The sequence below is a fragment of the Kribbella sp. NPDC026611 genome (assembly GCF_040638345.1).
Classification (GTDB): domain Bacteria; phylum Actinomycetota; class Actinomycetes; order Propionibacteriales; family Kribbellaceae; genus Kribbella.
In genome coordinates this window covers 987,433-1,001,248 of sequence record NZ_JBEZYC010000003.1, presented here as the reverse complement: position 1 = coordinate 1,001,248, position 13,816 = coordinate 987,433, and the positions used below count along the sequence as shown (strand labels likewise).

Sequence of the window (13,816 nt, the reverse complement as noted above, 5' to 3'; positions counted from 1 at the left end):
GGTTTCCTGGGGAATCAGGGCCGCTGTACTCAGTGCTGGTAGGACTTCCCGCGCGGGCCACCGTTGTTGGTGCGGCGCGGTCCGCGGCTGTCGTGGCCGCGGCCCGGACGGCTGCCGCCGTACCGACGGCCGCCCTTCGAGTTGTTCCGCGGCTTCGGCGCCGGCAGCTTCACCGGGTACCCGGACGGCTTGCTGCCGCCGGTCAGCTCGGTGATCAGCTCGTCGCCCGGACGCGCGCGCACCGGCTCGGTGTCGACACCGGCCGACTCCGCCATCTTGACCATGCCACGCCGCTGGTGCGGCAGGACCAGGGTGACAACCGCACCCGTACCACCGGCGCGAGCCGTCCGGCCGGCGCGGTGCAGGTAGTCCTTGTGCTCGGCCGGCGGGTCCGCCTGGACGACCAGACCGACGTCGTCGACGTGGATACCGCGGGCGGCGACGTCGGTTGCCACGAGCACCGGTACCGAGCCGTCCTTGAACTGCTCGAGGGTCCGGTTCCGGGCGCCCTGGGTGAGGCCGCCGTGCAGGGCTGCGGCCATCACGCCGCGGTCACGCAGCTGGGTGGCGACGCGGTCGGCGCCCAGCTTGGTGCGGACGAACACGATGGTCCGGCCTTCGCGGCTGGCGAGCTCGGCCGTCAGCGACTGCTTGTGCCCCGGCTCGATCACCAGCAGGTGGTGCGCCATCGTGGTCACGGTCGCCTGGCCGGAGTCGGTCGAGTGCTGCACCGGGTCCTTCAGGTACGTCTTCACGATCTTGTCGACGTCGTTGTCGAGCGTCGCGGAGAACAGCAGCCGCTGGCCCTCGGGCGGGGTCATGTCGAGCAGCGTGGTGACGGCCGGCATGAAGCCCATGTCGCACATGTGGTCAGCCTCGTCGAGCACCGCGATCTCCACAGCACCGAGGTCGGCAGCGCCCTGCTCGCACAGGTCGATCAGCCGGCCCGGGGTGGCGATCAGCAGGTCGACGCCACGACGGAGCGCGTCGATCTGCTTCGGGTACGGGAGCCCGCCCGCGATCAGCTTGAGCGACACGTTCATCACGTGCGCCAGCGGCTCGAGCGCGTCGTGCACCTGCATCGCGAGCTCACGCGTCGGCACCAGGATCATGCCGCGCGGCCGGCGCGACTCGGTCCGGCCACCGGCGAGCCGCATCAGGGTCGGCAGGCCGAACCCGAGCGTCTTGCCGGAGCCGGTCTGCCCGCGCCCGAGCACGTCCCGGCCGGCCAGTGCGTCCGGGATGGTCGCTTCCTGGATCGGGAACGGGCTGGTGATCCCGTCCCGCGCCATCCGCTGCACCAACCGCGGCGACAACCCGAGCTGAGCGAACTTGTTGTCCTCAGCAACCGTCCCCAGATCCACCGGTACCTGCTCTTCCTGCTTGGTCTGCTGATAGTCCCGCTCCGGCCGCCGGTCGTCCCGACGATCCCGCCACGCATTCCGGTCCGTCCGCTCGAACCGCGGCCGCTCATCCCGGTTGAACTGCGGACGGTCGTCGCGGTTGAACTGCGGGCGGTCGTCGCGGTTGAACTGCGGGCGGTCGTCGCGGTTGAACTGCGGCCGGTCGTCGCGGCGGTACTGCGGACGCTCGTCCCGCCGGAACTGCGGACGCTCGTCGTTGCTCCGGTACTGCGGCCGGTCGTTGTTGCTGTACTTCGGCCGCTCGCCGTTGCCGTACTTCGGGCGGTCGTTGTTGTTGTACTTGGGCCGCTCGTTGCTGTACTGCGGACGCTCGTCGCGGTCGGAGCGCGAACGGTCGCCGCGGGCGCGGTCGCCGTACCGCGGGCGGTCGTCGAACCGGCCACGGTCGTCGCCGGCGCGCTGGCCGCGATCCGGGCGTGGCTGCTCGGAGCGGTAGCCCTTGACCGGCTTGTCGTCGGTCGCGGGTGCTTCGTATGCGGCGTTCGCTGCGGCGCGCTCGCCGTAAGACTGGTTCTGGAACTTCTTGTGTCGTGGCTTCCGGGCCGGCTCGGCGGCAGACTCGGAATGGTCCTGGTGGTGCTGGGTCACGCAATCTCTCTCTCGTCACGGACGATTTGCCGGATCGCAGCCGCACGCCGGAGCGCCGGTCACGAAACATGACCGGACTGGGCATACTCAGCAGGAGACGGGCATCGACCTGCGGGTGCTTATCGCGGTGCACCCATGTCGCCGGGAAACTTCAGCCGGATGCTGAAACCGACGGGTCGGAGCGCCTGGGAAATGCTCTGGTGACGCGACGCGCGCACCGACACGAGAAAAGTATAACCGACGGTGAGGGGCGCACTGACCACTTCCTGGCTCCGCGAGGTGGAGCAGACCGGTACTGCGGGGTTGTCGAGCAGACCACTTCATCCAGTGGTGTTCCAACTGCAGTTAAAGCGAGCTTGAGCATTTGGGCCGCCGTCCTAGGGTGGCTGTATGGGAGAGGAGAACGTCCCGAGCAAGGACCACTGGCTCTCGATCGGGGAGATCGCACACCGGTCCGGCGTGGCGGCATCGGCGTTGCGGTTCTACGAGGACCAGGGGCTGATCCAGTCCCGGCGTACGGCAGGCAACCAGCGGCAGTACCAGCGGAGCACGCTGCGGCGGATCGCGTTCGTCCAGGCGGCCCAGCGGGTCGGCCTCGCACTGTCCGAGATCAAGGCCGCGCTGGACTCGCTCCCGGAGGACCGTACGCCGACCCGCGCCGACTGGAGCAAACTCTCCAAGTCCTGGCGCAGCCGCCTGGACGACCGCATCGCGGAGCTTGAACGTCTCCGGGACGACCTGGACAGCTGCATAGGCTGCGGCTGCCTGAGCCTCCAGCGCTGCAACCTCTACAACAAATCCGACCGCCTCTCCACCCGCGGGCCTGGCGCCCACCTACTCAACGTCGGGATCCCGGGGGAATAACCCCCCGCGGGTAACCCCACGCGGGCTACGCGGCCGCTCTGTCGTCGCTCCGCTCCTCCGCCGCGACCACTACGCGCGCTCCCACCCACCCGTTTCTTCCGGGCTGGCGCCCGGGTGCACCCGGCTGCCGCCGGGGGGTTTGCTCGCTTGCGCTCGCGGTTCGCGGCTGCCGCCGCCGGGGTTGCTCGCTGACGCTCGCGGGTGAATGCCCTGGGCCCGCGCACTACTAGTCGTACTGCTGGTGAGTGGTGCAGGTGGTAGTCCCATCGCGGTGCTACGCACGGCTCCTTCGTCGCCGAGCTACGCGCCGCCCCACCCACCCCGTTTGTTCGGGGGCGAGCGCCCCGGAGTTCCCGGCGAGTGCCGGGGTTCGCTTGCTGCGCTCGCGGTGTTGCGAGCTGGCGCTCGCGGGTTCGCGGCTACCGCCGCGGAGTTGCTCGCTTCGCTCGCCGAGTTGCTCGCTTCGCTCGCTGGTTGCGAGCTGCCGCTCGCGGTTTCCGGCTGCGCCGGAGTCCCCGGCGAGTGCCGGGGGCTCGCTCGCTGCGCTCGCGGAGTTGCTCGCTACCGCTCGCGAGTGACTGCGCCGGGTCGGCGCACTACCTGTCGTACTCGTGGTGAGTGGTGCAGGTTGCCAACCCAGCGAGCTGGTTCAGGCGAGGTTTCCGGAGGATTTGTGCCACTCCGTGGCACTTTCCTTCCGGAAATCGGGCATGCCCTCAGCTACGAGTTAGCTCCAGGACTGGGATTGTGCGGATGCCGGCCGTCTTCACCTCATATTCAGCGAAGCCTGGGTAGCGCCGGGCCTGTTCCGCATAGATCACGTCGCGCTCCTCACCCGTGAGCTCGCGGACCGTGACCTTGAAGGTTTCGGTGCCTACCTCGACGGTGGTGGTGCCGGCGGAGGTGAGGTTGTGGTACCAGTCGGGGCTGGTGGGGGCGCCGCCCTTGGAGGCGAAGACGTAGAGCTTGTCGGGGTCTGTCGCGTGTGGGAGGTACATCACGGGGGCGACGAACTCGCGGCCGCTCTTCCGGCCGGTGTGGTGGATCAGGATCATGGGGGCGCCGGCGAAGTGGCCGCCGACCTTGCCCTGGTTGGCGCGAAACTCGTCGATGATGGTGTCGTTCCAATCGCTCATGGTGACTGTAACCGTCATAGGCCTCGAGTTATGCCGGGCATAGAGTCGGGATCGGAAAACGAGGGATACCCCCTGTGTTTGCTCTGATCCGGTGCGTAACGGGCTTGTCCTTGGCAGCATCCGGTGGTGTAGCGATCGGTGATCCGCCCGTCGCTTTCCGCCCCGATGGAGTGAGGCCCTCCTATGTCTTACCGCCGTGTGTTCTCTGCTGTCGCCGGGCTTGCTGCTGCCGCCCTGGCTGTGCCCGCACTCTCCACCGCCGCGCCGGCGGTCGACTCCCAGCGTTCGACCGCGGCTACCCGCGCGGCGTACGTCGGGTCGCCGCAGGACGAGGCTGCCACGAAGGCGTTCTACGACGCCGTGATGAAGTCGGCGCGGGCCAAGCAGGCCGCGCAGGCGAAGTCCGGCCGCAAGGTCACCGCGGTGACCGTCACGTACGCCGTGGACGCGCCGTCCTTCGCATCCCAGATCGCCTCGAGTACGTCGATCTGGAACTCGTCGGTCAGCAACGTGAAGCTTGCCGAGGGCAGCAACTACGACTTCTACTACACCGAGGGCAACGACCCGCGGGGCTCGTACGCGTCGACCGACGGGCACGGTAGCGGCTACGTCTTCATCGACTACGCGCAGTCCGAGCAGTACGACAAGACCCGGATCGTGGCCCACGAGACCGGGCACGTACTCGGCCTGCCGGACCACTACTCCGGCCCGTGCTCCGAGCTGATGTCCGGTGGCGGCCCCGGCCCGTCCTGCACCAACCCGTACCCGAACTCGACCGAGCGGTCCAAGGTCAACCAGCTCTGGGTCAACGGCAAGACCAGCCTCCCGTCGGCGGCCTTCCACACCTCCAAGTAACCCGAACCTCCGGCCCGGACCGTCCGGCAGGGGAAGGTCCGGGCCGGAGCACCGCCCGTACGGCGAAAGTGGCCCGCGAGAACCGGTGATAGCTCTAACCTGACGACATGCTGAGGTGGGTGGGGGCAGCGGCCGTAGGGCTGCTGGTGCTGACGGGATGCACGGTCCCGATCGGTGGCGTGTCCGGCGTGACCGTGGACGCGAACGGCAAACCGGTGATCGTGATCCAGATGTGCGAGGGGCACGTCGACACCGCGGTCCTCTACCTGCCGGATCCCGACCCGGACCGGGCGTTCCCGAAGGACAAGACGATCGGGCACTGGGAGACGGACGCCGCCGTGACGGGGTTCTCGCAGTTCTCCGTGGAGACGGGCGGGAACGGGTGGCGACCGGTTGGTCAGCTGGCGCCGCGCGAGCTGGATGCGAAGTACTCGGCGTACGGCGGCACGAAGGACAACAGTTGGTCGACTGGGTACATCGACTTCAGCATCCGTGACCTGGCGACGCTCAAACCAGGCACCGTGCGCGTGCTCGATCCGCACAGCGGCGACCCCAAGCTGAAGTCGCTCGAGGACTTCAAACAGAAGTCCTGCGAGAACTGGGATCAGTAAAGGGACCGGTGGAGCCGCGGACGACGAGTTCGGGGCGGAACAGGAACTCCGTGTGCGGGGTGGCGTGGCCGCGGACCTCTTCCAGCAGGGACTGTACGGCGGCCAGTCCCATCGCCTGCACCGGTTGGCGGATCGTGGTCATCGGCGGATCGGTGAACTCCATCATCGGCGCGTCGTCGTACCCGACCACCGAAATGTCCCCCGGCACCGACAATCCACGCTGACGCGCCGCCCGGATCACCCCGAGCGCCATCATGTCCGACCCGCACACGACCGCGCTCACCGACGCGTCCAGCAACTGTCGCCCGGCCGCCTCGCCGCCCTCCACCCCGAACATGCTCAGGGCAACCAACTCGCCCAAGGAGTCGTCCGACAGACCGAGCTGGGCTTTCATCGAGATCTTGTACCCGGCCAGCTTCCGCTGGACGACGATGAACCGCTCCGGCCCCGACGCGAACCCGATCCGCCGGTGGCCGAGAGCAACCAGGTGCGAGACGGCCAGCTCCATCGCGGCGTACTCGTCCGACGACACGAACGGCGCCTCGACCGCCGGCAGCCACCCGTTCACGAACACCACCGGCAGCCGCCGGTCGACCAGCGCCTGGTACCGCTCGTGATCGGTCCCGGTGTCCGCATGCAGACCCGAGACGAAGATGATTCCGGAGACGCCGCGCTCGAGCAGCATCTCGACGTACTCCTCCTCCGTCGCGCCGGACGGCGACTGCGTGCACAGCACCGGCGTGAACCCGCGCTGCGACAGCGCCGACTCGATCACCTGGGCGAACGCGGGAAAGATCGGGTTGACCAGCTCCGGCATCACCAGCCCGATCAGCCCCGCCGACCGGCGCCGCAGCCGGGTCGGCCGCTCGAAGCCGAGGACGTCGAGCGCTGTCAGCACCGACTGCTTCGTCTCGTCCGCCACCCCCGGCTTGCCGTTCAGCACCCGCGAGACCGTCGCCTCACTGACCCCCGCCTTGGCCGCGATGTCCGCCAGCCGTGCTCTGCTGCTCACGCCCGGCACTGTACCCAGCCGCCGCCTGAGATTGCAGCAAGATCCTGCAAGAACTTGCAGGATGCGCACAGGTGTCCACTACGTGAACAGAATGGACACGTCACACGCGGTAAAGCTTGTCAGGACGAGCGGGCCACGCGAGGATAGGCGGACTCCCCCGCCCAGGGGGCCTTTACTCGGATCGTCCGGCACGTTCCTGCCGGTGAAGGGAAGAAATCGTCATGGCTACTGTCTCTTTCAAGGCGGCAACCCGGGTCTACCCGGGCTCTGACACCCCCGCCGTCGACAAGCTCAACCTCGAGATCGAGGACGGCGAGTTCATGGTGCTCGTCGGCCCGTCGGGGTGCGGCAAGTCCACCTCGCTCCGGATGCTCGCCGGCCTCGAAGAGGTCAACGAGGGTTCCATCTACATCGGCGACCGCGACGTCACGCACCGTCCGCCGAAGGAGCGGGACATCGCGATGGTGTTCCAGAACTACGCGCTCTACCCGCACATGTCGGTCGCCGACAACATGGGCTTCGCGCTGAAGATGCAGGGCGTCTCCAAGGAGGACCGGGCGAAGCGGGTCGGCGAGGCCGCCAAGCTGCTCGGCCTGGAGGAGTACCTGGACCGCAAGCCGAAGGCCCTGTCCGGTGGTCAGCGCCAGCGCGTCGCGATGGGCCGCGCGATCGTCCGTAACCCGCAGGTCTTCCTGATGGACGAGCCGCTGTCCAACCTCGACGCCAAGCTGCGCGTGCAGACCCGTACCCAGATCGCCGAGCTGCAGCAGCGTCTCGGCGTCACCACGGTGTACGTGACCCACGACCAGGTCGAGGCCATGACGATGGGCGACCGGGTGGCCGTCCTCAAGGACGGTCTGCTCCAGCAGGTCGACACCCCGCTGAACCTGTACGACAACCCGAAGAACAAGTTCGTGGCCGGCTTCATCGGCTCGCCCGCGATGAACCTGCTCGAGGCGGACATCACCGAGACCGGCGCCAAGGTCGGCGACTACGTGATCCCGATCGAGCGCGCGGTGCTGGCCAAGGCCGGCAGCGACAAGACCCTGACCGTGGGCGTTCGCCCGGAGGCATTCAAGGTTTCCGACGAGGGTCTGCCGGTGAAGGTCGCCGTGGTCGAGGAGCTCGGCGCCGACGCGTACCTGTACGGGACCGCGGAGCACAACAACGAGCACCAGCAGATCGTGGCCCGCATCGACGCCCGGATGCCGGTCGAGAAGGGCTCCACGATCCGCCTCGCGGCGGTGCCGGACAAGCTGCACCTGTTCAGCACCTCCACCGAGGAGCGTCTCACCGCCTGACCAAGGCAGCAGCGGTAACTACCGGCCCCGGGTGTGTTCGCCCGGGGCCGGTGGCTTTTCCAGACCGTCGAGCTTCTTCAGCTGGTTCAGCTCCGCCGGATCCACGTTGGTCTGCTTCAGCAGGTAGTGCGGCCGCTGCTTGGTCTCGTAGTACACCCGGCCGATGTACTCGCCGATCACGCCGAGCATCACCATCTGCAGCCCGCCGAGGCCGGTGATGGCCGCGATCAGCGTGACGTACCCGGGCATCTCGACCCCATGCACCAGCGCCGCCACGATCACCCACACGGCGTACCCCGCGGCGACTGCCGTGAGCAGCAGGCCGACGTAGATCGCCAGCCGGAGCGGCTTGTTGTTGAACGACAGCAGCCCGTCCAGCCCGTACTCGAGCAGCCGGCGGAAGGTCCACCGGCTCTTCCGGTCCGGCGCGGCCTTCACGTTGTCGTACTCGAACAGGATCGACTCGAACCCGATCCAGGCGAACAGCCCCTTCGAGAACCGGTTGTACTCGTTCAGCTCGAGCAGCCCGTCGACCGCGCGCCGGGACAGCAGCCGGAAGTCGCCGACCCCGTCCATCAGCTCGACGTCGGCCCACTTGTTGATCAGCCAGTAGTACGCCCGCGCGAACAGGGTCCGGGTGGCCGGGTCGCCGGTCCGGTTCCGCCGCGCGATCACCTGGTCGAAACCGCGCCCGTACTCCGTCAGCATCCGGCCGATCAGCTCCGGCGGGTGCTGCAGGTCGGCGTCCATGATCACCACCGCGTCACCGGTCGCGTACCGCAGGCCGGCCAGCATCGCGGCCTCCTTGCCGAAGTTCCGGCTGAAGGACAGGTACCGGACCGATTCGTCCACGGCGGCCAACCCGACGAGCGCGTCGAGCGTCCCATCAGAGCTGCCGTCGTCGACGTACACGATCTCGTACGGCCGGCCGGTGGCGGTCAGCTCGCGGGTCACGGCCTGATGGAACCGCGCGATGACCTCGACCTCGTTGTAACACGGCACCACCAGACTCAACCGCATCGTCGACCCCATCCGCCCCAGCTGTTGACCATGATGCGATTCTTGTCCAGACCAGAACCACCCGTTAGCTTGGGCGACCGGGTGACCACAAGGGAGGGGCGGCTCATGGCTACCGAGGACGCGGCGGTTCGCCGACGATCGGCGGTACTGCCGGCTGTCGTCGCCGGTGTCATGGTGGCGGCGGTCTTCGCCGCCTCCGGAATCATCCGCGGTACCTTCCCCTTCGGTTCGTCGTCCCGCAGTACCAACGATCTTGGCACGCAGTACATCCCTTTCTTCGCCCACCTCTGGGACGTCGTGCACGGTCAGGCACAGGGCGACCTGTTCTTCAACTGGCAGAGTGCGTTCGGCGTCGGGTTCCTGGCCGACCTCGGAGTCGACCTCGGCAGCCCGCTGTCGTTGCTGGTCGCCCTCTTTCCCCGGGACCAGATCGACCTCGCCGTCTACATCATCACCACCCTGAAGCTCAGTCTTGCCGCTGCAGCGATGGCGACCCTACTTCTCAAGATGCACCGAGGACCCCGTTGGGTTGCCGCGATTCTCGGATTGTCGTACGGCGTCTGCGGCTGGGCGCTCGACGACGGGGCGTACGTCCCGATGTGGCTGGACGGCCTGATCGCGCTGCCGATGTACTTCCTGGTGGCGGAATGGTCACTGCGGCGACAGCACCGGGTGCTCAGCGTGCTCGTGGTCGCCGTCTTCTGGCTGTCCAACTTCTACACCGCCTACATGGCCACGATCGGGGCCGGGCTGTACCTGATCGCCCGCCTGCTGACCAGCAACGAGTTCGGCTGGTGGCACCGGCTGCAGGCACTGGTCCGGCACGGCGTCTCGTTCGTGCTCGGGATGGCTCTGGTCGCGCCCATCCTGCTACCGATCATCACCACCAACGACGCCGCAACGCCGTCACCGTCCGGAGTCTTCCGCCCCTCTGCCCTGGACATCTTCCTGTCCAGGCTGCTGCCGCTGTCCGAAGGCGTGGGCCGGACCGCCAGCCTGTACGTCGGAACCGTTGCCCTCCTGCTGGCCCTGACGCTCCCGTTCAACCGGTTCGTGCCCTGGGTGACCAAGATCGTCTGGGTGATCACCACCGCCGCGGTCGCGCTGTCGTTCCGGTGGGCACCGACGCAGTCGATGTGGCACGGCTTCGACACTCCGAACGGCAGCCAGTACCGCGAGGCGTTCGTGCTCTGCGGCGTGATCGTCGTGATCGCCTGGATCTCGGTCGCGCACCGCCTGCCCGGCCCGATCGCGCTGGTCCTCGCCGCCGGGCTGCTCGCCGTCATCGTGGTGCTGTCGGACGGCAGCCCGCTCCTGACCGAGCACTGGCTGACCCCGCTGATCACATCCGGCGCTGTCGTAGTGGTTGCGTTCGGCATCATCTGGATCCTGCGCCGGTTTCCGGCCACCCGGCGGCTGCGGTTGCCGGTCGCGGTCGCGTTCGGTCTGGTCCTGCTGGTCGTCGGGCTCGAGACCACCTGGTCCGCGGTCGTCGTCGACGAGTACCGCTCCAAGTCCCTCGGCGCCTCGGCCGGCCCGTGGGACGACAGGCAGCAGGCCCGGTACGACGCGATCCGCGCCGCCGGCGACTGGCCGTCGTACCGCACCGATCCGGGGACGTCGGTGGTGCCGAACGACCCGATCCTGCTCGGCGGGCAGGGCGCGGGGCTGTACAGCAGCCTGCTGCCGTACTCGCTCAACAAGACCTTCACCGGCCTCGGCTTCGGCTGGTCCGGGTACGGCCGGGCGAACCACTCGCTCGACAACCCGGTCACGGATGCGATCTTCTCGGTCGGCGCCCGGATGCGGCTGATCGGCGACGGCGTACCCCAGATCACGAAGTCCGAGGCGCCGCCGCTGATCACGGTCCGGCGCAACCTCGGCGACAGCAACACTCCGGACGCGTACACCGCGCAGGAGCGGCTGCTCGGCTACACCGTCTATCAAGTGCCGGACTACAAGGGCACGCGGTTCGCCAGCGGTGACGTGCGGCTGGTGTCGCGCTGCGAGGCGGGCACGACGGCGTACCTGCACATGCCGCGGGTGGAAGGGCGAGCGCGTCTCGAGGGCGGCGACTGGCACGACCTGGGCGCGACCCGGCGGCCGGGGATCAACACCCGCAGCTCGATGGTCGGCCTCGGCACGGTGCCCGCGAACGGCGTGATCCGGATCGAGGTCAACTTCGGCGAGGACCCGCAGGGCATCCCGCCGCACGGCGCGATCGGTTGCCTCAACCATCAAGCCCTGGGGAAGGCGGTACGGCGGTTGCGCGAGAGCGGAGCCACCGACGTCCAGGCCGGCGGCCACTCGATCCGCGCGAAGCTGCCGACCGGCAGCAAGGGCTGGGCTGTCCTCGCCGTACCGAAGCTGCCGGGCTGGACGTGCAAGGTCGGCAACGGCAAGGCACAGACGCCGCGCGACTTCGGCGGCCTGATGGCAGTGCCGCTGACCGGCGACCCACAGCAGATCGCCTGCTCCTACACGCCGCCCGGGTTGCGCCGCGGTCTCGCCGCCGCGGGTGCCGCCGCCGTGCTCCTGCTCGGGATCGTGCTGATCGGAGCGGCACGACGACGGCGAATCACCAGACACGACCTAACTAAGAGTTGATGTCGCGGCGGTGGAAGACCCAGCCGCCGATCCCGATCATCAGCACGGCCAGGACGGCCAGGTACCAGGCGCCGTGCTCGAAGGTGAGCGTCTTCTCGACGTAGTTGCAGTTGTACCCACCGTCGCTGCTCGCGCTGCACTCGTTGAGGTAGTACTGCGTGTCGTGCTTCACGAAGGCGTCGAAGTTCAGCCGGACCAGCCACGGCTGGGCCTTCTGCAGGAACGAGCCGAACACGCCCTCGACCAGCACGAGGTACCCCATCACGACACCGATCGCGGCCGCGGTGTGCCGGAGCAGCAGACCGACGACGCTGCCGAGCGCGGCGGCCAGCGCGGTCGTCACGACGGCCCGGCCACCGGTCGCGGTCAGGTTGCCCCAGACCTTGCCGGTCGTGTGGGCGTCGCCAAGCGCGTGGACGATCAGGTAGACCCCGAGCAGCACGATCGCGAGGATCACCGCCGCGATCGGCACGAATCCGCTCGCGGCCGCGAGCAGCTTGCTCCCGTACACCCGGAGCCGGCGCGGCTCGAAGGTCAGCCAGTTGCCGATGGCACCGGTACTGAACTCCGCGCCGAAGAAGCTCGCCCCGATCAGGAACGCCGCGAACGCCAGGAAGTACGACGAACCCTGGAGCAGCTCCGGCATGATCGTGGCGAACACGGTCCGCGGCTTGCCGAAATCCTCGAGCTTGGGCTCGGAGTAGTTGCACATGTCCTCGAGCTTGGGCTTCGGGTCCGGCTGGCTGTTCCAGTCGGCCTCGCACTGCCTGAGGTTCTCGGCGGCGTGGTCGACCCAGTCCTGGTGCGCGACCTCGAACTGCCGCTGGGCCTGCTGCTGCTCGGCGGCGGTCATCGGCCGCGCGTCGGCCCAGGTGGCGACCAGCAGCAGCGCACTGATCAGGAGCAGGCCGGCAGCACCGACAATGGTCAACCGGCGGGAGATCAAGCGACGGAGCTCGACCTTGGTCAGGCGGATCACTGCAACCCCTCACCCTCGGTCAGCTCGAGGAACACGGACTCCAGGTCGGCACGGACCGGGGTCAGCTCGGACACGTACAGCTCCTGCTGCGCCAGCCGGCGCGTGACGTCGGCCGGGTCGGTCGCGCCGTCGACGAGCAGGTGGTTGCCGTCGGCGCGGACGGTCAGACCGGCCGCGGTCAGGATCCGGGTCGCCGCCTCGTGGTTGTCCACGGCAACCTTGACCGTGGTCGCCGTACCGCCACCGATGACCTCGGCGACGGTCCCCGAGGCGAGCAGCCGGCCGTGGCCGATGATCGACACGGTGTCCGCGACCTGCTCGACCTCGGCGAGGATGTGGCTGCTGACCAGCACGGTCTTGCCCTCGTCGCCGAGGCTGCGCATGGTCTCGCGGATCTCCCGGATGCCGGCCGGGTCGAGGCCGTTGGTCGGCTCGTCGAAGATCAGCAGGTCGGGCTGCTTCAGCAGCGTGGCCGCGATCGCGAGCCGTTGCTTCATGCCCAGCGAGTACCCGCGGAACCGGTCGTCGCCGCGGTCGCCGAGCGAGGTCTGCTCGAGCACCTCGCCCACCCGGCCACGCGGGGCTCCGATTGCCTCGGCCAGCAGCTCGAGGTTCTTGGTGCCCGAAAAGGCCGGAAAGAACTTCGGCGACTCGACGATCGCGCCGACCCGGCCGACCACCTCCGGCAGCTGGGCCGGCACCGGCTTGCCGAACACGGTCATCGAGCCGGCGTCGGCCCGGACCAGCCCGAGCAGCATCCGGATCGAGGTGGTCTTCCCGGAGCCGTTCGGCCCGAGGAAGCCGTGCACTCCGCCGGTCGGGACGTCCAGGTCCAGACCCTGCACCGCGACCACCTTGCGCCCCCGGCGGGTGCGGTACGTCTTGCGCAGTCCGCGCGTACTCACTGCCAAGTCAGGCATCGTGCCCCTCTCACTCTGCAGGCGCAGACGCACAGAGTGTCAGTTTTGTTCGTGCGGTGCATTTCCCCCCGCCTGTGCAGCGGTGTGACCTATACCCCCTCCAGGTATCTGGCGCGGACTTGCGCTGGATACCTGGAGGGGGTACTTTTCTGAGTGTCGACATACCCCCGAGGGGTAGCTGGAGGAGCCGGAAATGACTGATGCAGACCACGTTCACGGGTACACCGCGGAGAAGAGCAGCCACCTCAAGCGGCTGCGCCGGATCGAGGGCCAGATCCGTGGCCTGCAGCGGATGGTCGAGGAGGACAAGTACTGCATCGACATCCTGACCCAGGTGTCGGCGGCCACCAAGGCACTGCAGTCGTTCTCGCTGGAGCTGCTCGACGAGCACCTCTCGCACTGCGTGGTCGAGGCCGCGCAGAAGGGCGGCCCGGAGGCCGAGGAGAAGGTCCGGGAGGCCTCCGACGCGATCGCCCGCCTGGTCCGTAGCTGAAACTTC

General features: G+C 68.4%; 12 protein-coding genes. 6 read left to right on the top strand and 6 right to left on the bottom strand.

The features are described 5' to 3' along the window. Positions 1-29: 29 nt before the first annotated feature. Positions 30-2,012 carry a DEAD/DEAH box helicase gene (locus AB0E69_RS16750; RefSeq protein ID WP_360145664.1) on the bottom strand — a complete coding sequence of 661 codons (1,983 nt, stop codon included), beginning with the start codon at positions 2,010-2,012 and terminating at the stop codon, positions 30-32. A gap of 390 nt (positions 2,013-2,402) precedes the next feature. Between AB0E69_RS16750 and soxR the strand changes: the two genes are divergently transcribed. Next, positions 2,403-2,876 carry a redox-sensitive transcriptional activator SoxR gene (soxR, locus tag AB0E69_RS16745; protein WP_360145661.1) on the top strand — a complete coding sequence of 158 codons (474 nt, stop codon included), beginning with the start codon at positions 2,403-2,405 and terminating at the stop codon, positions 2,874-2,876. Between the two features lie 716 nt (positions 2,877-3,592). On the opposite strand, the gene AB0E69_RS16740 is transcribed toward soxR, so the two are convergent. Continuing rightward, the gene (locus tag AB0E69_RS16740) at positions 3,593-4,012 is read right to left on the bottom strand and encodes a nitroreductase family deazaflavin-dependent oxidoreductase (protein ID WP_360145658.1); all 420 of its coding nucleotides are present in this window, start codon (positions 4,010-4,012) and stop codon (positions 3,593-3,595) included. A gap of 183 nt (positions 4,013-4,195) precedes the next feature. Between AB0E69_RS16740 and snpA the strand changes: the two genes are divergently transcribed. Together snpA and AB0E69_RS16730 are read left to right on the top strand one after the other, a co-directional pair. Next, on the top strand, positions 4,196-4,867 hold the full coding sequence (gene snpA / locus AB0E69_RS16735; RefSeq protein WP_360145655.1) for a snapalysin: 672 nt from the start codon (positions 4,196-4,198) through the stop codon (positions 4,865-4,867). A 107-nt stretch (positions 4,868-4,974) separates the two neighbouring features. After that, positions 4,975-5,478: a hypothetical protein gene (locus tag AB0E69_RS16730; RefSeq protein ID WP_360145652.1), complete on the top strand. Its 504-nt coding sequence runs from the start codon at positions 4,975-4,977 to the stop codon at positions 5,476-5,478. On the opposite strand, the gene AB0E69_RS16725 is transcribed toward AB0E69_RS16730, so the two are convergent. After that, the gene (locus tag AB0E69_RS16725) at positions 5,444-6,490 is read right to left on the bottom strand and encodes a LacI family DNA-binding transcriptional regulator (RefSeq protein WP_360145649.1); all 1,047 of its coding nucleotides are present in this window, start codon (positions 6,488-6,490) and stop codon (positions 5,444-5,446) included. The genes AB0E69_RS16730 and AB0E69_RS16725 overlap by 35 nt on opposite strands. 221 nt (positions 6,491-6,711) lie before the next feature. Here AB0E69_RS16725 and ugpC point away from each other — a divergent pair, with 221 nt between their 5' ends. Continuing rightward, positions 6,712-7,791 (top strand): sn-glycerol-3-phosphate ABC transporter ATP-binding protein UgpC, encoded by a 1,080-nt coding sequence (ugpC, locus tag AB0E69_RS16720; RefSeq protein ID WP_360145646.1) that lies wholly within the window; start codon positions 6,712-6,714, stop codon positions 7,789-7,791. Positions 7,792-7,809: 18 nt separating this feature from the next. Here the strand turns inward: ugpC and AB0E69_RS16715 are convergent, their stop codons facing one another. Then, the gene (locus tag AB0E69_RS16715) at positions 7,810-8,823 is read right to left on the bottom strand and encodes a glycosyltransferase family 2 protein (protein WP_360145643.1); all 1,014 of its coding nucleotides are present in this window, start codon (positions 8,821-8,823) and stop codon (positions 7,810-7,812) included. A 93-nt stretch (positions 8,824-8,916) separates the two neighbouring features. Here AB0E69_RS16715 and AB0E69_RS16710 point away from each other — a divergent pair, with 93 nt between their 5' ends. Beyond that, positions 8,917-11,418: a YfhO family protein gene (locus tag AB0E69_RS16710; RefSeq protein ID WP_360145640.1), complete on the top strand. Its 2,502-nt coding sequence runs from the start codon at positions 8,917-8,919 to the stop codon at positions 11,416-11,418. On the opposite strand, the gene AB0E69_RS16705 is transcribed toward AB0E69_RS16710, so the two are convergent. Both AB0E69_RS16705 and AB0E69_RS16700 read right to left on the bottom strand, forming a co-directional pair. Then, a complete protein-coding gene (locus AB0E69_RS16705; RefSeq protein ID WP_360145637.1) occupies positions 11,408-12,397 on the bottom strand; it encodes an ABC transporter permease subunit in 990 nt (329 codons plus the stop codon). The genes AB0E69_RS16710 and AB0E69_RS16705 overlap by 11 nt on opposite strands. Continuing rightward, a complete protein-coding gene (locus AB0E69_RS16700) occupies positions 12,394-13,317 on the bottom strand; it encodes an ATP-binding cassette domain-containing protein (RefSeq protein WP_360145634.1) in 924 nt (307 codons plus the stop codon). Before AB0E69_RS16700 ends, AB0E69_RS16705 begins: the two co-directional genes overlap by 4 nt. Before the next feature lie 193 nt (positions 13,318-13,510). Between AB0E69_RS16700 and AB0E69_RS16695 the strand changes: the two genes are divergently transcribed. Further along, positions 13,511-13,810, top strand: a complete 300-nt coding sequence (locus AB0E69_RS16695; RefSeq protein ID WP_360145631.1) for a metal-sensitive transcriptional regulator — start codon at positions 13,511-13,513, stop codon at positions 13,808-13,810. Positions 13,811-13,816: the final 6 nt, after the last annotated feature.